The sequence below is a fragment of the Kribbella sp. NPDC026596 genome (assembly GCF_040638415.1).
Classification (GTDB): domain Bacteria; phylum Actinomycetota; class Actinomycetes; order Propionibacteriales; family Kribbellaceae; genus Kribbella.
On sequence record NZ_JBEZYF010000017.1, the window covers coordinates 90,634 to 112,863 of the forward strand.

18 protein-coding genes and 1 pseudogene are annotated in these 22,230 nt (G+C 68.7%); 10 read left to right on the forward strand and 9 right to left on the reverse strand.

Annotated elements, in window-relative coordinates:
- Position 1: 1 nt before the first annotated feature.
- Together purL and AB0E63_RS16700 are read left to right on the forward strand one after the other, a co-directional pair.
- Positions 2-2,263, forward strand: a complete 2,262-nt coding sequence (gene purL / locus AB0E63_RS16695) for a phosphoribosylformylglycinamidine synthase subunit PurL (protein ID WP_360366273.1) — start codon at positions 2-4, stop codon at positions 2,261-2,263.
- A 90-nt stretch (positions 2,264-2,353) separates the two neighbouring features.
- On the forward strand, positions 2,354-2,842 hold the full coding sequence (locus tag AB0E63_RS16700; protein WP_360366275.1) for a DUF1707 domain-containing protein: 489 nt from the start codon (positions 2,354-2,356) through the stop codon (positions 2,840-2,842).
- A 26-nt stretch (positions 2,843-2,868) separates the two neighbouring features.
- Here the strand turns inward: AB0E63_RS16700 and AB0E63_RS16705 are convergent, their stop codons facing one another.
- Positions 2,869-3,123 carry a hypothetical protein gene (locus tag AB0E63_RS16705; RefSeq protein WP_360366277.1) on the reverse strand — a complete coding sequence of 85 codons (255 nt, stop codon included), beginning with the start codon at positions 3,121-3,123 and terminating at the stop codon, positions 2,869-2,871.
- A gap of 186 nt (positions 3,124-3,309) precedes the next feature.
- On the opposite strand from AB0E63_RS16705, the gene AB0E63_RS16710 reads away from it, so the two are divergent.
- From AB0E63_RS16710 to AB0E63_RS16720, 3 genes are all read left to right on the forward strand, one after another.
- Positions 3,310-5,238, forward strand: a complete 1,929-nt coding sequence (locus tag AB0E63_RS16710; protein WP_360366279.1) for a beta-L-arabinofuranosidase domain-containing protein — start codon at positions 3,310-3,312, stop codon at positions 5,236-5,238.
- Between the two features lie 71 nt (positions 5,239-5,309).
- The gene (locus tag AB0E63_RS16715) at positions 5,310-5,858 is read left to right on the forward strand and encodes a GNAT family N-acetyltransferase (protein WP_360366281.1); all 549 of its coding nucleotides are present in this window, start codon (positions 5,310-5,312) and stop codon (positions 5,856-5,858) included.
- Entirely contained in the window at positions 5,855-6,511 is a 657-nt protein-coding gene (locus AB0E63_RS16720) for a hypothetical protein (protein ID WP_360366283.1), read from the forward strand. Before AB0E63_RS16715 ends, AB0E63_RS16720 begins: the two co-directional genes overlap by 4 nt.
- Here AB0E63_RS16720 and AB0E63_RS16725 read toward each other — a convergent pair.
- The 6 genes and pseudogenes from AB0E63_RS16725 to AB0E63_RS16750 all read right to left on the reverse strand — a co-directional run bounded on the left by AB0E63_RS16725 (position 6,490) and on the right by AB0E63_RS16750 (position 11,754).
- On the reverse strand, positions 6,490-8,385 hold the full coding sequence (locus AB0E63_RS16725) for an HPr family phosphocarrier protein (protein WP_360366381.1): 1,896 nt from the start codon (positions 8,383-8,385) through the stop codon (positions 6,490-6,492). The two genes, AB0E63_RS16720 and AB0E63_RS16725, sit on opposite strands and share 22 nt — an antisense overlap.
- Positions 8,386-8,433: 48 nt before the next feature.
- Positions 8,434-8,814 (reverse strand): annotated as a pseudogene (gene dhaM / locus AB0E63_RS16730) (dihydroxyacetone kinase phosphoryl donor subunit DhaM); the annotation flags it as partial.
- Positions 8,811-9,431, reverse strand: coding sequence for a dihydroxyacetone kinase subunit DhaL (gene dhaL, locus AB0E63_RS16735; protein ID WP_360366383.1), 621 nt, complete (start codon positions 9,429-9,431; stop codon positions 8,811-8,813). The pseudogene dhaM and the gene dhaL, both read right to left, overlap by 4 nt.
- A gap of 2 nt (positions 9,432-9,433) precedes the next feature.
- A complete protein-coding gene (gene dhaK / locus AB0E63_RS16740; RefSeq protein ID WP_360366285.1) occupies positions 9,434-10,438 on the reverse strand; it encodes a dihydroxyacetone kinase subunit DhaK in 1,005 nt (334 codons plus the stop codon).
- Positions 10,439-10,465: 27 nt separating this feature from the next.
- Entirely contained in the window at positions 10,466-11,146 is a 681-nt protein-coding gene (locus tag AB0E63_RS16745; RefSeq protein ID WP_360366287.1) for a hypothetical protein, read from the reverse strand.
- 47 nt (positions 11,147-11,193) lie between these two features.
- Entirely contained in the window at positions 11,194-11,754 is a 561-nt protein-coding gene (locus AB0E63_RS16750; protein WP_360366289.1) for a sigma-70 family RNA polymerase sigma factor, read from the reverse strand.
- Between the two features lie 61 nt (positions 11,755-11,815).
- Between AB0E63_RS16750 and AB0E63_RS16755 the strand changes: the two genes are divergently transcribed.
- The gene (locus AB0E63_RS16755) at positions 11,816-13,405 is read left to right on the forward strand and encodes a protein kinase (RefSeq protein ID WP_360366291.1); all 1,590 of its coding nucleotides are present in this window, start codon (positions 11,816-11,818) and stop codon (positions 13,403-13,405) included.
- A gap of 246 nt (positions 13,406-13,651) precedes the next feature.
- On the opposite strand, the gene AB0E63_RS16760 is transcribed toward AB0E63_RS16755, so the two are convergent.
- Both AB0E63_RS16760 and AB0E63_RS16765 read right to left on the reverse strand, forming a co-directional pair.
- Positions 13,652-14,368 carry a hypothetical protein gene (locus tag AB0E63_RS16760; protein WP_360366293.1) on the reverse strand — a complete coding sequence of 239 codons (717 nt, stop codon included), beginning with the start codon at positions 14,366-14,368 and terminating at the stop codon, positions 13,652-13,654.
- 84 nt (positions 14,369-14,452) lie between these two features.
- Positions 14,453-15,151, reverse strand: coding sequence for a hypothetical protein (locus tag AB0E63_RS16765; protein ID WP_360366295.1), 699 nt, complete (start codon positions 15,149-15,151; stop codon positions 14,453-14,455).
- A 297-nt stretch (positions 15,152-15,448) separates the two neighbouring features.
- Here AB0E63_RS16765 and AB0E63_RS16770 point away from each other — a divergent pair, with 297 nt between their 5' ends.
- From AB0E63_RS16770 to AB0E63_RS16785, 4 genes are read left to right on the forward strand one after another with little or no spacing between them, the layout of a single operon-like run.
- Positions 15,449-16,735, forward strand: coding sequence for an extracellular solute-binding protein (locus AB0E63_RS16770; RefSeq protein ID WP_360366297.1), 1,287 nt, complete (start codon positions 15,449-15,451; stop codon positions 16,733-16,735).
- Positions 16,732-17,664 (forward strand): sugar ABC transporter permease, encoded by a 933-nt coding sequence (locus tag AB0E63_RS16775; protein WP_360366299.1) that lies wholly within the window; start codon positions 16,732-16,734, stop codon positions 17,662-17,664. The genes AB0E63_RS16770 and AB0E63_RS16775 overlap by 4 nt, the downstream gene beginning before the upstream one ends.
- Positions 17,661-18,488: a carbohydrate ABC transporter permease gene (locus AB0E63_RS16780; protein ID WP_360366301.1), complete on the forward strand. Its 828-nt coding sequence runs from the start codon at positions 17,661-17,663 to the stop codon at positions 18,486-18,488. Before AB0E63_RS16775 ends, AB0E63_RS16780 begins: the two co-directional genes overlap by 4 nt.
- Positions 18,489-18,490: 2 nt before the next feature.
- Complete coding sequence (locus AB0E63_RS16785; RefSeq protein ID WP_360366303.1) at positions 18,491-22,228, forward strand: hypothetical protein; 3,738 nt, start codon at positions 18,491-18,493, stop codon at positions 22,226-22,228.
- Positions 22,229-22,230 lie beyond the last annotated feature (2 nt).

Sequence of the window (22,230 nt, forward strand, 5' to 3'; positions counted from 1 at the left end):
AGTGTCGACCGACACCGTTAGCAACGCCACGAGCACCCCTGACGTCGAGCAGCCCTGGGCGGAGCTCGGACTGAAGCCTGACGAGTACCAGCGGATCCGGGACATCCTGGACCGGCGGCCGACCAGCTGTGAGCTGGCGATGTACTCGGTGATGTGGAGCGAGCACTGCTCGTACAAGTCGTCCAAGGTGCATCTCAAGCGCTTCGGCGAGATTCCGCAGGAGACGCCGACCGGGAAGATGCTGGCCGGGATCGGCGAGAACGCGGGCGTCATCGACATCGGCGAGGGGTACGCCGTCACGTTCAAGGTCGAGTCGCACAACCACCCGTCGTACGTCGAGCCTTACCAGGGTGCGGCGACCGGGGTCGGCGGCATCGTCCGCGACATCATCGCGATGGGTGCCCGCCCGGTCGCGGTGATGGACCCGCTGCGCTTCGGTCCGCTGGACGCCCCGGACACCAAGCGCGTGCTGCCGGGGATCGTGTCCGGCGTCGGCGGCTACGGAAACAGCCTCGGGTTGCCGAACATCGGCGGCGAGGTCGTCTTCGACCCGACGTATCTGGGCAACCCGCTGGTGAACGCGCTCTGCATCGGTGTGATGCGCCACGAGGATCTGCACCTCGCCAACGCCACCGGCGTCGGCAACCAGATGATCCTGTACGGCGCCAAGACCGGTGGCGACGGGATCGGTGGAGTGTCGGTGCTGGCCAGCGAGACCTTCGCCGAAGGCGGCCCGACCAAGCGTCCGGCGGTCCAGGTCGGCGACCCGTTCATGGAGAAGCTGCTGATCGAGTGCACGCTCGAGCTCTTCGCCGCCAAGGTCGTCGAAGGCATCCAGGATCTCGGCGGTGGCGGACTGTCCTGCGCGACCTCGGAGCTGGCCAGCGCCGGCGACGGGGGCATGCGCGTCTGGCTGGACAAGGTGCCGCTGCGCGATGCCTCGCTGTCGCCCGAAGAGATCCTGATGAGCGAATCGCAGGAACGGATGATGGCCTGCGTCACTCCGGACAATGTCGAGGAGTTCCTGAAGATCTGCGCCAAGTGGGACGTCCAGGCCGATGTGATCGGTGAGGTGACCGACACCGGCCGGCTGGAGATCGACTGGCACGGCGAGCGCGTCGTGGACGTTCTGCCGGAGACTGTGGCGCACGAGGGTCCGGTCTACCACCGCCCGTACGAGCGTCCCGTCTGGCAGGACGAGCTGCAGGCCGACGGCGCCGAGAAGTTGCCGCGAGCAACCAGTGGCGCGGAGCTGCGGGACACCCTGCTGCGGCTGGTCGCGTCGCCCAACCTGTGTGACAAGTCCTGGGTGACGGACCAGTACGACCGCTACGTGCTGGGCAACTCGGTGCTCGCGCAGCCCGAGGACAGCGGGATGATCCGGGTCGACGAGACCAGCGGCCTCGGGGTCGCGGTGTCGACCGACTGCAACGGACGCTTCGCCAAGCTCGACCCGTACACCGGCGCGAAGCTCGCGCTGGCCGAGTCCTACCGGAACGTGGCCACCACGGGCGCCCGGCCGGCCGCGGTGACGGACTGCCTGAACTTCGGCTCGCCGGAGGACTCGGGCGTGATGTGGCAGTTCACCGAGGCCATCCGCGGTCTTGTCGACGGCTGCATCGAGCTGGGGATCCCGGTCACCGGTGGCAACGTGTCGTTCTACAACCAGACCGGTGAGACCCCGATCCTGCCGACCCCGGTGGTCGGCGTCCTCGGTGTCATCGACGATGTCACCCGCCGTACGCCGATCGGCTTCACGGCCGAGATGGAGGGCCACCAGCTGTACCTGCTCGGTGAGACCGAGGAGGAGCTGTCCGGGTCGGAGTGGGCGCACGTCGTCCACGGTCACCTCGGTGGACGGCCGCCGGCGGTCGACCTGGCCGCGGAGCAGCAGTTGGCCGACATCCTGATCAACGCGTCCCGCGACGGCCTGATCGACGCGGCGCACGACGTCAGCGACGGCGGTGTCGCGCAGACGCTGGTCGAGTCGGCTCTGCGTGGCGACGTGGGTGCGCGCGTGTGGGCGCCGGACGGGCTCGACCCGTTCTTGTTCCTGTTCGCGGAATCGGCCGGCCGGGCGGTTGTCGCCGTACCGCGCACCGAAGAGGTCCGGTTCACCGACATGTGCACGGCCCGTCGCTTCCCGCACGCGAAGATCGGCGTGATCACGGGTGACTCGCTGGACGTACAGGACCAGTTCGAGGTGCCGCTGACCGAGCTGCGCACCGCGTGGACCCAGACCCTCCCGGCCGCCCTCAGCTGACCGGAGACCCGGGCGCTGACTTCATTTCCCACGACGTCGAAGCCGCTTCTACGTGTCTGGCACACTCGAAGGGACGAGTGAGGTGAGGGGATGGCGGAGCGGCGCCCGGTGAAGCCCGGCGAGCTGATGGGTCTTGCTGCCGCGGCTGGACAGGAAGCTCGGGCCGCGGCTGCACGGCGGCGGATGGCTCAGTTGCGGCTCACCGATGAGGAGCGGCGGGTCTGTACGGACGAGTTGGCTGAGCAGTTCGCGGTCGGGCGGTTGGATGAGGACGAGTTGCATCGTCGGGTCGATCGGCTGAACGACGCTGTGACGCGGGCCGATCTGCAGCCGATCTTTGCGGGGTTGCCGGAGCCGTCGTTGTACAAGCCGGAGCCGCGGAAGGCCGGCAGGTGGCGCTGGGCGGCGTTCGTCGGGGCCGTGTGGATGGCGCTGCCGTTCGCGTTGACCGGGTTGGTGCTGCTGGTCTTCGGGCGCGAGATCGCCGCGGCCATCTTCGGGTTGCCGGCGCTTGCCTGGGTCTACTTCACCTACCGCTGGGCGTCCCGGCCGCAGCGCGAGGAGCGCCGTCGGCCCTGATCACGAGCCGAGCGTCGACTCCCGCGTCACCAGCTGGGCCGGCAGTTCCAGTACGCCGAGGCGTCCGCCGGATCGGTCGAGGCGGCGAGCGCGTAGACGACGGGCAGGGGTACGTCGATCGGCGGCCGAGGCTCGGTCCGTCGGCCCGTGACGACGATGCCGTCGACGCCACGGGCCACCAGCGAACGCAGGTAACTCTGCTCGCGGAGCGGATCGTCACGGGTGTCGCAGAGAACGGTGGCCAGCTCGCCCGCACTGAGCACGTCCTCAACTCCACGCATGATCGGGATGCTGAAGCGACCGGAGCTGTCGGTGGTCAGCAGCGCGACGGTGTACGTCCGGCCGGACGAGAGTGCGCGGCCGCGGGCGTCCGGTGTGAAGCCGAGTTGGACCGATGCGGCGCGCTGTCCTACGTTGTCAGCGACGGAAAACGTGTGCGGTTTTTCCGCCTTCCGAAAGGCATCGCTATGCCCGAACCACTGCCCGCCACCCGGGGCGGTCATTACGTCCCGCAGCGCGCGCCGCTGCGGCCGGTCCCGTTCCAGAAGCTCCCGCCCGGTGCGATCGAACCGCGTGGCTGGCTGGCGCGGCAGCTCGAGCTCCAGGTCGACGGCCTCTGCGGCCGGTACGACGAGATCTCGGACTTCCTGGTCTACGACACCAACGGCTGGGTCGATCCCGCCCAGGGCGCCTGGGAGGAGCTGCCGTACTGGCTCCGCGGCTTCGGCGATCTCGGGTATGTCACCGGCAACACCGGCGTACTGACCCGGACCCAGCGCTGGATCGATGGCATCCTCGCCACCCAGGCTCCGGACGGTTGGTTCGGCCCGGAGCGCCTGCGGTCCTCATTGGAGAACGGTCCAGACTTCTGGCCTGGGATGCCGTTGCTGGCCGCGTTCCGGTCCTGGTACGAGTACTCCGGTGACGAGCGGGTCGTGCCGTTCATGACGAAGTACCTGCAGTTCCAGAACAGGCAGCCCGCCGAGGTGTTCAACCGCTCCTGGGGTGCCTTCCGCTGGGGCGACAACATCGACAGCGCGTACTGGCTGTACAACCGCACCGGTGACCAGTGGCTGCTCGACCTGGTGACCAAGATGCACACGGGCTCGGCCGACTACACCACCGGCATTCCCAACTGGCACAACGTCAACCTGGCGCAGGGATTCCGGGAGCCGCTGCAGTACTGGCTCTTGGACGGCGACGAGAAGTACCGCGCCGCGACGTACCGGAACTATGCGACAGTGATGGGACTCTACGGTCAGTTCCCGGGTGGTGGGTTCGCCGGGGACGAGAACTCGCGGCCCGGGTTCGGTGACCCACGGCAGGGGTTCGAGACCTGCGGGATCGTCGAGCTGATGCACAGCTGCGAACTGCTGACCCGGTTCACCGGTGACACGGCCTGGACGGACCGGTGTGAGGAGCTCGCGTTCAACTCGCTGCCGGCGTCGTACGACCCGCAGCAGCAGGTGATGCACTACATCACGTGCGCCAACAGCGTGCAGCTCGACGACCGGCCGAAGCACGGGCAGTTCGAGAACGGCTTCGCCATGCAGGCCTACAAGTACGGCGTCCATCAGTACCGGTGCTGTCCGCACAACTACGGCATGGGCTGGCCGTACTACGCGCAGGAGCTCTGGCTGGCGACCACCGACAACGGACTGGCCGCGTCGATGTACGCCGCGAGCAAGGTGACCGCGCGCGTGGGTGCGGGTGCGGGGGAGACGGTCAGCATTGTGCAGGACACGGAGTACCCGTTCTCCGACGCGATCACGTTCACTCTGCAGGCTGGACGCAGTACTCGATTCCCCTTCTATCTAAGGCTTCCCGGCTGGGCTCACGACTTCTCGGTGTCGGTGAACTCGGAGCGGGTGCGGGCCCGGGCCGAGGGTGGATGGATCAAGCTCGACCGAACCTGGCGGCCGGGTGATCGCGTGGAGCTGGTACTGCCGATGCGGACCACCACTCGGGTGTGGACGGACAACCAGGACTCGATCTCCGTGGACCGCGGTCCGTTGACGTACTCACTGGCGATCGACGAACGGTACGAGCGGATCGGCGGGACCGACGCCTGGCCAGAGCTGGCCGTCTACCCGGAATCCCCTTGGAACTATGGCCTCCTGGCCGGCGCGCAGTTCGACGTCGTACGGCGTGATGCCGAGCCGGGAGCGGATCCGTTCACCCCAGCGGGTGTCCCGCTCGCTCTGACCACCAAGGCTCGGCGGATCCCGGAGTGGGAGACCGACACCGAGGATGTGGTCGGACTGCTGCAGCCGAGTCCGGCCCGGTCGGAGGAGCCGGTCGAGACGGTCACACTGATCCCGATGGGTGCCGCACGGCTTCGGATCACGTCGTTCCCGCAGGTGTCCGAAGACGGCGAGCAGTGGGTCCGCCGTTGAGAACACCAGCCGCACTGCGCCCGACCTACTCGGGAGGCTTCCTGCAGTTGGACATCAACTAGCCTGGGGGCGTGGAGGCCAGGTTGCGGGTGGCGGTGGGGGCGGATGGGGCGGCGATCGCGGAGTTGGCGCGAGCCTCGGTGCGCGAGGTGTTCCCGGCGTACTACGACGACGTGCAGACCGCTAGCGCCGCTGAACACATCACCACCTTGGACACCGCGTTGATCGACGACGGGACCTACTACGTGTACAAGGCGGCCGGTGAGATCGTCGCGTGCGGTGGGTGGAGCCGGCGGAACAAGCTGTTCAACGCCAGTACGGCGGGAGCCGACGGACGGCTCCTGGACCCGGCGACCGAGCCGGCCCGGATCCGCGCGATGTTCGTCCGCGCGGACTGGACCCGGCGTGGACTCGGCCGAGCGATCCTGACCGCCTGTGTGGACGCGGCCCGGGCCGAGGGGTTCACCCAGCTCGCACTGATGGCCACGCTGCCCGGCGTACCGCTCTACAAGGCTTTCGGCTTCACCGAGGTGGAGTCCGTTGAACTACCCATGCCCGACGGCGTCGTCCTCGGCGGCGTCGCCATGGAACGCCCGATAGATCTCGAGGAGAGAGCATGACCGCAGGCACCACCGTCGCCGCCCCCGACGGGACCGAGGTCGTCCTCGGCGAGATCGGGACCCGCGTGCTGCTGAAGAACTCCCGCGTCCGCGTCTGGGAGGTCTCACTCGCGCCAGGCGAGGCTCAGGGCTGGCACCTGCACCACAACCCGTACGTCGTCCTGTGCCTGTCCACGTCTCCGTGTCACATGGACTGGCTCGACGGCAGTCCGGCCCGGCACCTGAGCGAGACCGTCGGTGGTTCGGTCTATCGTCCGGTGTCGCCAGTACACATGCTGACCAACGACGGCGACGCGTTGTATCTCAACCGGTTGATCGAGGTGCTCGACCTGGGTGAGGAGGCCTCCGGCGACCCGCACTTCACGGTCGCGGGCGTCCCCGCCGATGCAGGCTTCGAGCAGGTCGGTGAGATCCCGGCCAAGGTGGTCGTCGACGAGGACGACGTACGCGTCCAGCACGTCACTCCGGACGCGGGCGAGTCCTACACCTGGCACACCGGCGCCTACCCGGCCCTCGTCGTCGACCTTGACCTGGACCACCCGGACGTCACCTACCTCGAGCCCGGCGAGACCTACACCCTCCCCGCCAAGCCCGAACGCACCTCCGGGTTCAACTTGGTCGAGCTGCGCTACTACAGCAAGCCGCGCACCTGAGCAGCGTCCCGTGCCGCCAGCACTGCGGCAGTGTCGACCGCGCTGAGGTCTGCCTGTCGTAGCCGTTCCTTCACCAGTGGGACCTGCGGACCGACCGCGCTGAGCTCGTCCACCCCGAGAGCAGCCAGCAGTACGGCGGCCTGCGGATCGCTGGCGAGGTCACCGCAGACTGCGACGCGGACGCCCGCGTTGCGGACCACGTGGTCGATCAGTTGCAGTACGGCCGGGTCGAGGCCGTCGGCGAGCGGAGCAACCGCGGTGTTGGTACGGTCGGCAGCGGTCGTGTACTGGGTGAGGTCGTTGGTGCCGATGCTGACGAAGTCCAGCCCGGCGGCGAGCGTACCGATCCGGAGCGCGGCCGCCGGGACCTCGACCATGATGCCGACCTCCAGGCCGGTCCGGTCGCCGAGCTCGTCCAAAGCCCACGCGACCTCGTCGGCCGTCGTCACCATCGGGAACATGACATGCACCGGTGTTTCGGCGGCAACCCGCCGTACTGCTTCGAGTTGATCGCGGAGCAGCTCCGGACGGCGCCGGAAGACTCGGAGCCCGCGCTCGCCGAGAAACGGGTTCGCCTCCTGAGCCTGCGGCAGGAACGGCAGCGGCTTGTCGCCACCGATGTCCCAGGTCCGGATCGTGATCGGCTTCCCGGCCAGGGCTCGCGCGATCGCCCGGAAGACCTCGACCTGTTCATCCACGGTCGGCGCGGTCCGCCGATCGCCGAACAGCACCTCGGTCCGCACCAGCCCGGACCCGTCGGCCCCTCGCGCATCCACGGCGTCCTGGACGACGCCGACGTTGACGAGCACCTCGATCGTTCGCCCGTCCACAGTCGTCGCCGGCTCATCGGCCCGCGCCAGCGCTTGTTCGCGCTCCCCCTGCCGCTCGGCGATCGTCGCCCGTACGGCGTCCTCGTCCGGCGCGACCTGGAACGACCCGACCCGCGCGTCGAACGCGACCATCGCCCCCGCCGGTACGTCGACATCCCCGATCCCGGTGATCAACGGGATCCCGCGCGACCGCGCCACGATCACCCCGTGCCCGGTCGTCCCGGCCGCCCGTACGGCGATCCCGTCGATCCGCGTCGCATCCAGAGTCGCCGCGGTCGCCGCATCCAGCTCGGCCACGACGAGGATGCCGCCGGCCGATCTGTCCTCGGTCCGATCTCCGGTGAGAGCCCGAAGGACCCGATCACGAACAGCCCGGACGTCCTGGGCCCGTTCTCGCTGATAGGCATCGTCCAGCCCCTCGAAAGCTGCCGCCAGCTCGTCGTAGGTCTGTTTCCACGCGACGGGCGCGGGCGCACCCGTGGTGATCGCCGCACGGATCGACTCGAGCGGCGTGCGATCGTTCAGCAGCGCGAGATGCGCCTCGAAGATGCCGCCGTGCTCGGGGTTGGCGTCGCGGAGTTGCTGGAGCTCGTCACCTGTCTCGGCGAGGGCGGCGTCGAGCCGGCCCAGCTCGTCGTCCCCGGCAACGTAGTCGCCGAGCTCGACCGCCACACCTGCGATCACCGCCGGCCCGATCGCCACATCCAGCCCGGACCCGCCAGGGGCCGACACACCGGCGGACAGAGGCGGCTCGGCGGCGTCGCCGAAGTTGTCGGCGGCGAGCTTGGTGATCGCCTCCAGCACCTCGGCAGCCTGCGGCCCGCTGGCGCCGACCAGCAATCGGTGCCCCAGCTGGGCATTCAGCGTCGCCACCATACTCAGACTTCCGGCATCGGCCGGCCCGCGCCCGGTATCGAGGTCCGTGATGGTGACCGTCGCGTCGAAGGAGTTGACCAGGCCGACCAGTCGGGCCGCCGGGCGCGCGTGCAACCCGTGCTCGTTGCCGACGACAACTTCCACCGTCTGATCGGTCGCGGCCACCACCCCAGGCTCAACAGCCCCGGCGTCACCCAGGTGATCCTTCTTACCGGCCAGCCCGCGTTCGGCCTCGGCCGCGACGGCGTCCAGCGAGGCACCGGTCGACGCGGTCACCACCGCGGCGACCAGGCCCTCGACCAGCGGAGCGCTCGACAACCGCACCCGCTCGGCCGCGTCGGGATCGACGAACTCCAAGGCCAGCTCCGCACTCAGTACGGCGCTGCCTAGGTCGAGCAGCACCAGTACGCCGTCCGGGCTGTCGGCGGTCGTGATCGCCTCGGAGACCGCCATCGCGTCCGTGCCGAACGTGGTCTCGTCCAGCCCGGCCGCGATCGCGATCACCGGTCGCTTGTCTTCAGCAACCATCTCCGAGGCCAGCCCGACCGCCGCCACAGCCAGCGCGTGGCTGTGGGACACCACCACGATCCCGATCATGCGAGCGTGCGAGCAGCCGACTCCAGCAGCAGTGTGGTGCTCGTGGCGCCCGGATCCTGGTGACCCGCGCTGCGTTCACCGAGGTAGCTCGCGCGACCCTTCCGCGCCACCAGTGGCACGGTCGCGTCGCGGCCCTTGGCGGCTGCCTCGGCGGCCGCAGTCAGGGCACCGGCGAGATCCGATCCGCCCGCGACGGCGGCGTCGTACGCGTCCAGGGCCGGTGCCCAGGCGTCGTACATCGTCTTGTCGCCGAGCTCGGCCTTACCGCGCTGGAGGATCCCGCCGACACCGGCCCGGAAGGCCGCGCCGATCGTCGCCGGGGTCAGGTCGGCGCCGGCCAGCGCGGTCCCGAAGCGGAGGAAGAACGTGCCGTACAACGGCCCGCTCGCTCCGCCGACCTTGCTGACCAGCGTCATCCCGGCCTTCTTCATCAGCTCGTCGACCGACACGAAGCTGGTCTCGTCCAGCACCGCGATCACCGCCTGGAACCCACGGTCCATGTTGGCCCCGTGGTCCGCGTCACCGATCGCCGAGTCCAGCTCGGTCAGGTACGCCGCGTTGTCGTGCAGCACCACCGCGGCGTCACGCAGCCAGTTGACGAAGTTGTCTACTCCCATGCTCACGCGCCCCAGCGTAGGCCGGGGGTGTTCACCGGTGCGTCCCAGAGACGTACCAGTTCGTCGTCCACCTTGAGCAGGGTGACCGAGCAGCCGGCCATCTCCAGCGAGGTGATGTAGTTGCCGACCAGCGAGCGGGCCACGGTGATGCCGGCCCGGGCGAGCAGTTGGGCGACCTCGTTGTACATGAGGTAGAGCTCGATCAGCGGCGTACCGCCCATGCCGTTGACGAAGGCAATGACCGAATCGCCTTGCTGGTAAGGCAGATCGGACACCACCGGGTCCACGAGCATGGCGGCGATCTCGCGCGCCGGTGCCAAGGGCAACCGTTGCCGGCCGGGCTCGCCGTGGATGCCGATGCCGACCTCCATCTCGTTCTCGGCCAGCTCGAACGTCGGCTTGCCCGCCGCCGGGACGGTGCACGACGTCAGCGCCATGCCCATGCTGCGACCGTTGTCGTTGACCTTGTTCGCCAGGTCCGCGACCTCCTGCAGCGGACGGCCCTCTTCGGCGGCCGCGCCGACGATCTTCTCCAGCAGCACAGTCACACCGACGCCGCGGCGGCCGGCCGTGTACAGGCTGTCCTGGACGGCGACATCGTCGTTGGTCACGACCGACAGCACTTCGGTACCGGCGTCGGCGGCAGCCAGCTCGGCGGCCATCTCGAAGTTCATCACGTCGCCGGTGTAGTTCTTCACGATGTGCAGTACGCCGGCGCCCGCGTCGACCGCCTTGGTCGCCGCCATCATCTGGTCCGGCACCGGCGAGGTGAACACCTCACCCGCACAGGCCGCGTCCAGCATCCCGAGTCCGACGAACCCGCCATGCATCGGTTCGTGCCCGGACCCACCACCGGAGATCAGTCCCACCTTGCCCGACCTCGGTGCGTCTTTGCGGTACACGATCCGGTTCTCGTGATCCACCCGCAACCGATCCGGATGCGCTGCTTCCATCCCCCGCAGCGCCTCACTCACAACATCACCAGGTTCGTTGATGAGCTTCTTCATGACCCCATCTGAGCACACGCCCGCCGCCTACGGGAGGGGCTCCACCGCCGAAAGCAGCGGGATCGACCGGATCGATCGGCTCACCGTGAGCAACACGGCTCCCAGGGTGAGCAATCCACCGAAGATCAGCAGCGCCCAGCGGGCACCGAGGGTCGCGAGCAGGAGACCGCCGGCGAACGGTGCCAGCGGGTTCGTGCTGGTCGCCAGGAAGACGAAGGCACTCTGGACCCGGACGCCGTGCTGCTGCAGGTTGAGGATGAGGACGAGCAGGGTGCCGGTGGCCGCGAAGTTGAAGACCGTCGCGACCACGGCGTTCGTCCGAAGCGCCGGCTGTCGCAGCATCCAGGTCAGCCCGGACCGGATCGCGCCCAGCATCGGCTCGTGGGCATCGCCGTCGGGCTTCGCCGCTGGGAGCGGCCGGCGGATCGTCGCCAGCAGGCCCGTCACGACCAGGTAGGAAAGCGCGTCGACCGCGACCGGGACGACCCGGCCGACCGAGTAGAGCAGGCCACCGAGCGGCGCTCCGGTCAGGGACGCGATGTACTGCCGCCCGTGGGTGGCCGCCAGGGCTTGGACCGGGGAGCCGGAGATGGCCATGGCGAGCAGGGTGAAGACGAACGTGCTCATCGCCGAGCCGAGCGAGCTGATCGTCTGACCGCTCAGCAGTTTCAGGTAGTCCCCGTTGCGCAGCAGCCCCCCGCTCGACATGTCCGCGAGCGTATTACTGGACCGGGCCAGTTCTCAGGCCCGTGCGGTCAGTCCTTGGGGCGCAGCAGCGGGCGGACGACCTCGCGGGCGTCGTGGATGCGCGATTTCACCGTGCCCAGCGGTGCGCCGACCACGGCCGCGATCTCCTCGTAGGACAGGCCGTAGACGTCGCGCAGGACGAGCGGGGTAACCATCTGGGGACGGTCGCGTTCGAGGGTTTCGAGGGCTTCGAGGAGGTCCAGACGGGTGCCGGCGATGACGCTGGTGGTCCGGGGGTCCGGCCTCTCCATCGTCTCCGGGTTGTGCGCGGCCTGGGCGGTGCGCTTCAGCTTGCGGTACGTCGAGCGGGCCGAGTTCGCCGCGACCGAGTGGACCCAGGTGGAGAAGCTGCTCCGGCCGGAGTACGTGTTGATCTTGGTGGCGATGTTAAGCAGGGCCTCCTGGGCCGCGTCCTCGGCGTCCGCGGAGTACGGCAGCACACTGCGGCAGATCCGCAGGACGCGCGGATGGACCAGCCGGAGCAGGTCGTCCATCGCGTGTTTGTCGCCCGCCTGGGCCCGCTCAGCCAGGGCTCCGAGGTCGTCGTTCGGGCTGCTGCTCTCGCTCATCTGCGCCTTTGCTGTCATCGGCCCCCAACGGAGGGACTCTTAGTAATCCATAATGCCTTGTATGGGGGTCCCAACCAGGCTAGGCCGCTACGCCGTGCGCCGACGCCTGGGCTCAGGCGGTTTCGCTACGGTGTGGCTTGCTCACGACGAGCAATTGGACGCCGAAGTGGCGATCAAGGTGCTCGCGGACAACTGGGCCCACGACGACGCGGTCCGGGGCCGGTTCCTCGAGGAGGGCCGGTTCCTGCGCCGGGTCGAGTCCGAGCACGTCGTCCAGGTGCACGACGTCGGCGAGCTCGAGGACGGCCGGCCGTTTCTCGTGCTCACGTACGCCGATCGCGGCACGCTGGCCGACCGCCTGAAGAAAGCGCCTCTCCCGCTGGCCGAGGCCGTCGACGTCGTCGTGCAGGTCGGCCGCGGCCTGCAGGCACTCCACCGGCGCGGCCTGCTGCACCGCGACGTGAAACCGGCGAACGTTCTGTTCCGCAGCTCGGACGAGGGTGAGCGTGCGGTTCTGTCCGACCTCGGCCTGGGCAAGTCGATCGACGAAGTGTCGCGAATCACAATGCCCGGCGGCACCCCGTCGTACGTCGCGCCCGAACAGGCACTGGGGGAGCGGCTGGACGAGCGCGCCGACCAGTACTCGCTGGGCGCTGTCGCGTACGCCGCTCTGACCGGGCGGTCACCGCATCAGGTCGACGGCCTCGGCGCGGCGAGCCGGGTGAAGGCGGCGCCGCCGCCGAGTTCGCTCGGGTTCGAGCTGCCGGACCTGGTCGACGCGGCGATCGTCCGCGCACTCGACCCGGACCGGGAGCAGCGCTGGCCGGACGTCCAGTCGTTCACCCGTGAGCTCGTTGGCGCGCTCGACGAGACCACGCACGACTTCCCGCTCTCGCTGCGCGCGACGATCGTCGTACCCCCGGCGCCGGAGGAGGGCGAGAAGACCGCCCTCAGTGACGAGAACCAGCCGACCATCGTCAAGGCGGCCGCTCCTGGGACGGATGCGACGACGGCCGACAGCGCCGCTGTCGCTGCGCTCTCCGAAGCAGTCGCCGGTGCGGCGGAGTCGCTGGCCCAGGAGGAGACGGCCGACGTGCAGCCGCCGACCCCGCGGAAGCGACGGCGTGGCCGCTGGGTGATTGCCGCCGTCCTCGCGCTGATCGTGGGCGGCGGCGCAGGTTTCGAGGGTCAGCGCTACGTGGCCGGGCGCGAACTGGTCCCGGTCGAGTACGGCGGGATCTCGCTGACCCTCCCGCGCGGGTGGACGAACTCAGTGGCCGACTCCGAGTGGCAGCCACCGGGCAGCGCCAAGTCGTATCCGGCGCTCCGGGTCAGCCAGAACGCAAACTGGTCGACGGACACCCCGGGTGTCTTCGTCGGCGTCACCGATGCGCGGGACGTCAAGCTCGCGCTGGTCTCCAGTCCGCAGTTCAGCTGCAACACTCTGGGGAATCCGGCTCCGTCCACGGTCGAAGGGCAGACGGTGACGGATCAGGTTTCCAACGGCTGCGGGGACGGCGGCGCTATGCTCTTCCAGCGAGTCGTGGACACGGGGACCACCGGCTCGATGCTCATCCAGGTCCTGCTGCCGAAGAACGATCCCGACCGCGCCCGCGAGATCGCGTCATCGGTGCACTACAACGGCGGATGAGCACCGGCCCCGCTATCGAGCGCTTGAGGTATCCCTGGTGCGTATCCCGACGGAACGGCTCCGCCCGTCTCCGGCCCTGATCCAGTCCGCCCGGCGGCGTTTCTACCGCCTCCGCTCCACCATCTTCCGCGCCATCTGGCCGGCCGACTGACGCTTCTACACAGTCAGCCAGGTGGTGGCGAGGGCGACCAGCCAGAGGCCGCCTCCGGCCGGGCGCCGGCAACTGGGCGAGCTCGTCGAGCTGGGTTAGGTCGTCGAGTCGTCGCGGACGGCCGAGTCGCTGGCGTGGTCCAGCACATCCTCCAGGGCGGGCAGGTCCTGGGGGAGGCCGGTGGCCGCGATCTCGAAGGTGCACCGGCCGTCGCCGTTGGCCACCCAGCGGACGAGCACGTAGCGGACCGAGTTGTCCGGTACGTAGGTGTAGACGAGCGTCGCGTCACCGGTGTCCGGATCGATGGTCTGGGACTTGATCGACAGCATCTGGCTCGCGGGGACCACGCGGAGCTGAACGATCCTTGCGGCCATCGACGCGGACGGCGCCCGGCTGATGGTGAACCCTGCCTCGATCCGCAGCCAGCGCTTGCCGGTCGGGTCGGTGTACCGCCCGATCTTCGGCGGATCCGGCTGCGTGAAACTCCAGTTCGACGGCACCCGCACGCTGACTCTCGAGCGCACCGCGCTCGTCGCCGTGAACTGGCGGGTCTTGTAGTACAGGTCGTCGGCGTTCAGTGGCTCGCTGTCGTCCGGCACGATCTTCTTCGGCGGTGGAGTCGGTGACGGGTTCACCGAAGGCGACGCCGTCGACGGACTGACGCTCCCGAGCGGAGCCGGCGTACCCGTCGCGGCAGCCGACTGCTCCGCGGTGGTCAACAGCCCAACGCCGTACCCACCGGCCCCGCCGATGGCGATCATCGCCACCAGCCCCGAAGCCAGCAGTGCGCCCACAGTCCCCCGACCAGCCACGCCTGCACCTCCCTATTCCAAAGACCCGCAAGACCCCCACCAGGTTGCATCCCCCAGGTAACAATTCCGTGAAAACGGAGCCGTTCAACCGGTTTCGTGGACCGAGCGGGTGGCGTTGAGGAGGACTTCGTCGAGAGCCGGGGCGTCCTGGGGGACGCCGGTGATGCTCATCTCGATTGTGGTGAGCCCGTCGTCGCCGGTCGCGATCCAGCGGACGATCACGTAGCGGAGCGACTTGTTCGGGATATAGGTGTAGATCAGGGTCGAGACCGTCCGCGTCGTGCCGTCGTCGCCCTCGATCTGGCCGTCGGTCTGGCTGACGATGCGGACGTCGTTCTCCGGCGCCTGGCTCTGCTCCAGGTCGACGACGAGCTTCGCGCTGGCCTCGGCCGGGGTCCGGGTCGCGGGTTCGTCCGCCTCGACCCGTACGCCGCGCTCCCGCAACTTGTCCAGGAACTTGACCTCGCCCGGGGCCTCCGGATCCCTGGTCAGGCGCCAGCCGTCCGGTGTCTGGATCGACAGCTGCACCGAGGGCTGGCCCTTCGGGGCGACCGTGAAGGTGTGGCGCTCGTAGTCCAGCCCGGTCTCCAGGGCGGCGAGGTTGCTCGGCACCGGGGTCTTGACCGGCAGCGCCGGCTCGGACGGTGACACGTCGCCGAGTGGTGCCGCGTTACCCGAAGGGGTGGCGGAGGGCGTGTCGAAGCGGTCGCCGGTGAAGTAGCCGCCGGTGACGCCGAGAGCGACGGCCAGCAGGAGCAGGCCGGTCAGGAGGAGCCGTTTCACCCGAGCACCGGTCCAGGATCACGCGGGGAGCCCATGGCCGGACCGCCGGTCCGCAGCACGGCGTACGGCGCGCTGGCAGTGGCGGTCGTGGGCATGACGACATCTTCTCAGGCGAGACGGGCAGGCTCCCAAAGCCGGGGCAAACGGTTTTCACACTGTGTCGGACTGAATCCTTTCAACGAGGTCTTGACACCCTCCCGGGCCGTCCGTAGCGTCCCGCGTGTCAAAAGTAACACGATCTTGCGGTTACTTCACATTCTCCAGCGGTATCTCAGCGCTGGGCGCTCAGGAGGATCCATGGCACTCGAACAGTCCGTCAGCCGAAGGCGGCTCCTCCAGCTGATGGGCGGCGCCGCCGCGGTCGGCACGCTGGCAGCTTGCGGCGGCGGGAACGGCGGCTCGTCCTCGTCCGGCGGCACGCTGAAGGTGATCGGCGCCGGCAGCCAGGAGGCCGGCCTGCGCAAGGCGCTCGACGACTACAAGAAGGCGCACTCCGACTTCGACTTCAACCTCTCGTTCTCGCCCGCCGACCAGTTGCAGACCGCCCTCCGCGCGCAGCTCGCGGCCGGCAACGCACCCGACCTGCACGCGGTCTACCCGGGCAACGGCAGTGCGATGTCGATGGTCCAGCTGAGCAAGGCCAACCTGCTCGCCGACCTCAGCAGCCAGTCCTGGACGCAGAAGATCCCGACCGGCTTCAAGGGCGCCTTCCAGCAGGACGGCAAGACGTTCATCTTCTCGCCCGGCACCAGTGTGCTCGGCGCGATCTACAACAAGAAGGCGTTCGCGACCGCGGGCGTCGAGATTCCGGCCACCTGGTCCGAGCTGCTCTCGGTCTGCGACAAGCTGAAGAAGAAGGGCATCGTCCCGATCGCTCTCGGCGCACAGACACCGTGGGTCACCCAGCTGATCGACTACGCGCTGGTCCCGGGCACGGTCTACGCCAAGACGCCCGACTTCGACGACAAGATGATCGCCGGCAGCGCGTCCTTCGCGGACTCCGGCTGGGCCGACGCGATGGACAAGTACCTGGAGCTGCAGAAGAAGGGTTTCTTCAACGACAACCCGAACGGTACGACGTACGAGCAGGCCACCTCGATGGTCGGCACCGGCAAGGCTGCGATGGCCATCCAGGTCTCCGCCGTCCTGCAGGCGTTCCGGGCGGCGGCGCCGTCGCCGGACGACCTCGGCATGTTCCCGTTCCCGGCCACGGATGTTGCGGCCGACAACTGGATTCCCGGCGGTGTCGTGGTCGGTATCGCGGTCAGTGCGAAGAGCAAGAAGGCCGAGCAGGCGAAGAAGTTCATCGAGTACTGCGGCCAGCCGGAGGTCGTGAACGCGTGGGCCGAGGCGGTGGCGTGCGTACCGGTGTACTCCGACGGTGACGCGAAGGTCGACCCGGTCCTCACCTCCTTCCTGCCCTACCTGAAGGACAACAAGGCGGTCCCGTTCATGGACCAGCGCTGGCCGAACGCCGAAGTCCAGCCCACCCACTTCGCCGTCGTCCAGGAACTCCTCGGCGGCAAGACCACAGTCCAGGGTGCCCTGAAGAAGATGGACGAGGCCTACCGGAAGAGCGCATGACGATCACTGCACAGGCGGTACGCCGCGACGCCGTGAAAGTATCGCGGCGTCGCGGGGGCGGCATCACCCCACCGTGGTTGTTCGCCGTGCCGGCGCTCCTCGTCTACGCGCTGGTGATGCTCTATCCGAGCATCGTCGGGGCGGGGTCGGCGTTCACGGACTGGTCCGGGGTCGGTGACGCGCGGTCGTTCGTCGGGATCGACAACTTCAAGCAGTTGTTCTCCGATGACCAGGCGCTCGGGGCGTTGCGGAACACGTTGCTGCTCACGGTGGCGATCGTGGTCGTGCAGAACGGGATCGGGCTGCTGCTGGCGCTCGGCGTACACACCGGGATCAAGAGCCGGATGGTACTGCGGGTGATCTTCTTCGCGCCGGTCGTGGTCAGTCCGGTGATGGTGTCGTTCCTGTGGAAGTACGTCTACAACCCGGCGCCGGACGCCGGCCTCAACGCCGCCCTGAACGCGATCGGACTCGGCTCGTTGCGGCAGGACTGGCTGGGGAACCCGTCGCTGGCGATCTGGTCGGTCGCGTTCACGGTGATCTGGCAGTGCGCCGGGTACTCGATGGTGATCTTCCTGGCCGGGCTCGAAGGCGTACCGGCCGAGCTGCACGAGTCCGCGATGGTGGACGGTGCGGGGACGGTCGCGCGGTTCCGGCACATCACCTGGCCGCTGCTTGCTCCGGCGGTGACGATCAACGTGATGCTGTCGACGGTCGGCGGGCTGACGCTGTTCACCCAGATCATCGCGATGACCAATGGCGGACCCGGGTACGCGACGGACACCTTGTCGACGGTGCTGTACAAACAGGCCTTTGTCTTCGGGAAGTTCGGCTACAGCACGGCGGTCGCCCTGGTACTCGCGATCTTCGTCGCGGCGGTGTCGTTCATCCAGATCGGGTACCTGCGCTCGAGGGAGACGTCGGCATGAGGACCGGATACCGTCCCCGCACGCTGGTCCGCGAGATCGTGATGATCGCGGCCGCGGTCGCCTTCCTGTTCCCGGTGTACGCCCTGGTGACGCTCGCCTTCAAGGATCCGGGACAGATCGCGAACAAGCCGCTGTCGCTCCCCAACCCGCCGTCAGTCGGGAGCTTCTCGGAGGCCTGGCAGTCGGCGTCACTCGGGTCGGCGCTGCTCAACAGCGCGCTGATCACGGTGTCGAGTGTGCTCATCCTGATCGTGCTCGGATCGCTGGCGGCGTACTTCCTGGCCCGGACCGCGTCCCGGTTGAGCTACAGCCTGTACATCCTCTTCCTGGTCGGCATCATCCTGCCGTTCCAGCTCGGGATGATCCCGCTCTACCAGCTGGTCAACGACCTGGGTCTGCTCGGGACGTACCAGGGCATGATCCTGTTCTACACAGGCATTCAGCTGCCGTTCACCGTGTTCCTCTACACGGGATTCATCCGGTCGTTGCCGACCGACTACACCAACGCCGCGTTGATCGACGGCGCCTCGCACCTGCAGGCTTTCGGCTACGTGATCTTCCCGCTGCTGCGGCCGATCACCGGCACCGTGCTGATCCTCAACGCGGTCCACATCTGGAACGACTTCTTCACCCCGCTGCTGTACCTCGGCGGTTCCGGCCGGGAGACCGTGCCGGTCAGAGTGTTTGCCTTCGTCAACGAATACACCTCCGACTACGGACTGGTCGCCGCCGGCCTGGTCCTCGCGGCACTGCCGATCCTGCTGGTCTTCCTGGTCCTGCAGCGGTACGTCATTCGCGGCTTCTCCAGCGGCCTGAAGGGATAACTGTGCCTCTCCCCGCTCGCCTGGCGACGGTTCTGTCCGATCCGCCCAGGGCGTTCTCGCCGGTGCCCATCTGGTGGTGGAGCGGCGAACCGCTCGATCCTGCGCGGCTGCGCTGGCAACTCGAACGGTTCGTCGAGGGTGGCGTGTACCAACTCGTCGTACTCAATCTGGCGCCCGCCGGCACCGACCACGGCTGTGACGCGGACGATCCGCCGTTCTTCTCGGAGCGGTGGTGGGAGATCTTCCTCGGGGTCTGCGACGACGCCGAGGAGCTGGGTGTCTCGTTGTGGTTCTACGACCAGCTCGGGTTCTCGGGCGCGGACATCCAGGCTCGGCTGGTAGCCCGGCAGCCGGCCTTCGCCGGGCGCCGGATCCAGCGGCTCACCGTCACCGGGACGGGCCAGTTGGTACTGCGTTGTCCCGCCGGAGGTCGTGCGATCGCGGCCTTGCTGGAACCGGTGGACGGCGGTCCGCCGCAGTCGGTGACGACTGCCTCCGATCGGGCCGAGTGCGACGCGCTGATGGAGTCGCGGCTGTCGTTGTTCTACGAGACCGATCACGGCTTCGACTACCTCAGTACGTCGGCCTGCGAGGCGCTGCTGGATCAGGTGCACGGCGAGTTCGAGCGGCGCCTCGGGGATCGACTCGGCCGCGTGGTCGTCGGGTCCTTCCAGGACGAGCTGCCATCGGTGCCCACCTGGTCTGCGGACTTCGCGGACCGGTTCTCGGCGCGGTACGGGTATGACCTGCGCGACCGACTCGGTGCCCTGTGGGATCTCGACGTACCCGATGGGCAGCGGGTGCGGCGCGACTATCACGCGTTGCGGGCCTCGCTGGCCGAAGAGGCGTTCTTCCGGCCGTTGCACGAGTGGCACGAGAAGCACCGGCTCATTGTCGGCTGTGATCAGCAGGACCCGGCGCGGGCCGGGCGTCCGGTCGAAGGCGTCCAGTTGTACGCCGACTATGCCCGGACGCACCGGTGGTTCAGTGCGCCAGGCTCCGATCATCACGGGGATGCGCGGATCCACTCGTCGCTGGCCCATCTGTACGAGCGCCCGCGGACGTGGATCGAGGCGTTCCACTCCACCGGGTGGGGCGGCACACTGGAGGAGACGTTCGACTGGTTGCTCCCGTGGCTGCGGACCGGGGCCACGCTGTACAACCCACATGCCGTCTACTACTCGACGCGGGCCGGTTGGTGGGAGTGGGCGCCGCCGTCGACGGACTGGCGTCAGCCGTACTGGCGGCACCACAAGTCGTTCGCCGATGCGGTGACGCGGCTGTGCGCGGCCTTGTCGTTGGGTCGGCACGTGTGCGATGTCGCCGTACTGTTCCCGAACGCGACGGCGCAAGCGGATCAGACGCTCGACGGTCCGGGGCCCGCCGCGGTGCGGGCGCAGGAGGTGTACCGGGAGCTGATCGGGGACGCGACTTGGTTCGCACCGGTGCCCGGTGTCCTGGATCGCGCGCGAATCGACGCCGACGTGATCGACGACGACTCCCTCGCCGGCGCCGAGGTGGGAGACGGGCTGTTCATCGCGGACGAGGTCTACCGCGCGATCGTGTTGCCTGCGGCAACTGTTCTCGAGGACGCGGTGCTGGAACGGCTGGCTGAGTTCGTGGTGGCCGGTGGCCTGGTTGTTGCTGTTGGCACTGTTCCGGCGGGGTTGCCGGACGGCGTCGTAACGGTCGCGTCGGCGGAGGACGTCCCGGAGGCGCTTGGTCGGCTGCAGCGGCGGGTGGAGGCCGACGTACCCGTGTTGGCGCGGGCCCTCGACGACGCGCTGGTCGTCTTCGTCACACCGACGGAGTGGAGCGCGACCGAGATTGCCGGTCCGCCGGTCGGGCGAGGAATCAGTCACGAGTGGGCGAGCGTGGGGTACAGCTTCGATCCGCAGCACTATCGCCGTGAGGTCGTCCTCCGCGTGCGGGACGTGCCAGGCCCACCGCTGCTGGCGGATCCGTTCGGTGGCGAGCCCCGGCCGCTGGCAGCGAAGACTGTCGGTGACCTGACCGAGGTCATGGTCCCGTTCGACGCGGGTCCCGCTGCGCTGGTGGTGTTTGCCCCAGGCAACCAGGAGGCCACCGAGTCCGAGCCGGTGGTCTGGCAGTCGGAGCGGCTGGAGGGTGACTGGGACGCGACCCTGATCCCGACCCTCGACAACAGCTGGGGCGACTTCGCCTGGCCGGCCTCGGCGCCTTCGGCGGACGCTGTGGTCGAGCGATGGGCGCTGGAGCATCGCGTCGAGGGCTCCGAGGACTGGCAGCCCGCCCACGCCACCTTCGGCCCGCACGGCCTGATCGACGGCCGACCGGTCGAGTACTCCGATCGGCTGGGGATCCACAAGGACCCCATCCACCACCACGCCCTCGGCCCGAAGGGTCACGTCCCCGAGGACTTCCTGGACTTCGGCACCGTCGAGGCCGGCCGGACGGTGAAGTTCACCGCATCCTTCGAACTGGCCGCCGACCTGGACACCACGGTCGTCGTCGGTGCTCCGGCGGCGAAGGAGGTGCTGATCGACGGCCGACCGCTGCCGATCTCCGACGAAGGCGGCCATTTCGGCGCGGCTCCCGCCGTACTCGCGGCCGGCACGCATGAGCTCGAGCTGCGGCTGACTCCGTCCGAGGAGCTGCGCCTCCGGGCGAACGTCGCCTTCGTCCGCGATACCGAGACCTATCGACGTCCCGACTGGATCGCGGTCGCCGAGCCGCCCGCGCCCGGAACGACGATCCACTTCACCACTACCGTCGTACCGGCCGATTGCACCGAGCTGACCCTGACTGCCTGGGGCTCGGCCCGGCTGCTGGTCAACGGGCAAGAGGTCGGCCGCCAGGGTGGCTTCCTGCCGTACGAACGCACGACTCCGCGCGTACGCCGGTACGACGCCGCAGCCGCGCTGCACCCAGGAGAGAACACCGTCACGATCGAGGTCACCCAGCCGACGCCGATCCTGGTCGACGGCCTGGTCATCTCGGACCACGACTGGCAGGCGGTGATCGACGGCGAGCCGGTGCCGACCGTACGACGCCGTCCCCAGCACCGCGCGCTCGCCGACCTCTACCTGACCCGGCGCCCGCACCCGCTCCCCGGGGCTGCGTGGCTCGACGGTACGTCGACCGATGCGGTCGAGCCCGTCACCTTCGCCGTACCCAGGTCGCAGACCGAACGCATCGAGCACCTGCGCTTCGACCTCCCGCCAGGCAGCAGCCGTCTCGAACTGGACGTCGTCGGCGAAGCGGTCCTCGTTGTCGACGGCCATCAACTCGCCACTGGCTCGGGCCACCTCGAGACGCCCGTCCCGATCGGCTCGCGCGTCGGAGTGCTGACCCTCCTGACCAAACCAGGCTTCGAATCCGGCGCCGCCCTCACCGGCCCGATCCGGGTGTACGTCGGCACTGGTCGGGTTGCCGTGGGCAACTGGGAGGACCGGGGGCTGTCCGAGTACTCCGGTGGTGTCCGCTATTCCAGGGAGATCGACTTCCCCGAAGCCGACGCGCTGCGGCTGGACCTCGGGAGGGTCCGCGGAACTGCCGAAGTACTTGTCGACGGCATCAGCCAGGGCGTCCGGTTCTGTGCGCCGTATGTCTATGACGTACCGCCCGGGAAGCACACCCTGTCCATCGAGGTCTTCAACACCGCCGCCCCCTACCTGGACGCGGTCAGCCCCACCCACTTCGTCTTCCCCGGCCAGAAGGAATCCGGCCTCTTCGGACCGGTGATTCTCCGGCGTAGCTGATG

Excerpts from the sequence above, each read along its gene's own strand:
- AB0E63_RS16700 (WP_360366275.1), top strand. The coding sequence starts at position 2,354 with ATGGCGGAGCGGCGCCCGGTGAAGCCCGGCGAGCTGATGGGTCTTGCT.
- AB0E63_RS16705 (WP_360366277.1), bottom strand. The coding sequence starts at position 3,123 with ATGCGTGGAGTTGAGGACGTGCTCAGTGCGGGCGAGCTGGCCACCGTT.
- AB0E63_RS16710 (WP_360366279.1), top strand. The coding sequence starts at position 3,310 with ATGCCCGAACCACTGCCCGCCACCCGGGGCGGTCATTACGTCCCGCAG.
- AB0E63_RS16720 (WP_360366283.1), top strand. The coding sequence starts at position 5,855 with ATGACCGCAGGCACCACCGTCGCCGCCCCCGACGGGACCGAGGTCGTC.
- dhaL (WP_360366383.1), bottom strand. The coding sequence starts at position 9,431 with ATGGGAGTAGACAACTTCGTCAACTGGCTGCGTGACGCCGCGGTGGTG.
- dhaK (WP_360366285.1), bottom strand. The coding sequence starts at position 10,438 with ATGAAGAAGCTCATCAACGAACCTGGTGATGTTGTGAGTGAGGCGCTG.
- AB0E63_RS16745 (WP_360366287.1), bottom strand. The coding sequence starts at position 11,146 with ATGTCGAGCGGGGGGCTGCTGCGCAACGGGGACTACCTGAAACTGCTG.
- AB0E63_RS16750 (WP_360366289.1), bottom strand. The coding sequence starts at position 11,754 with ATGAGCGAGAGCAGCAGCCCGAACGACGACCTCGGAGCCCTGGCTGAG.
- AB0E63_RS16755 (WP_360366291.1), top strand. The coding sequence starts at position 11,816 with ATGGGGGTCCCAACCAGGCTAGGCCGCTACGCCGTGCGCCGACGCCTG.
- AB0E63_RS16770 (WP_360366297.1), top strand. The coding sequence starts at position 15,449 with ATGGCACTCGAACAGTCCGTCAGCCGAAGGCGGCTCCTCCAGCTGATG.
- AB0E63_RS16775 (WP_360366299.1), top strand. The coding sequence starts at position 16,732 with ATGACGATCACTGCACAGGCGGTACGCCGCGACGCCGTGAAAGTATCG.
- AB0E63_RS16780 (WP_360366301.1), top strand. The coding sequence starts at position 17,661 with ATGAGGACCGGATACCGTCCCCGCACGCTGGTCCGCGAGATCGTGATG.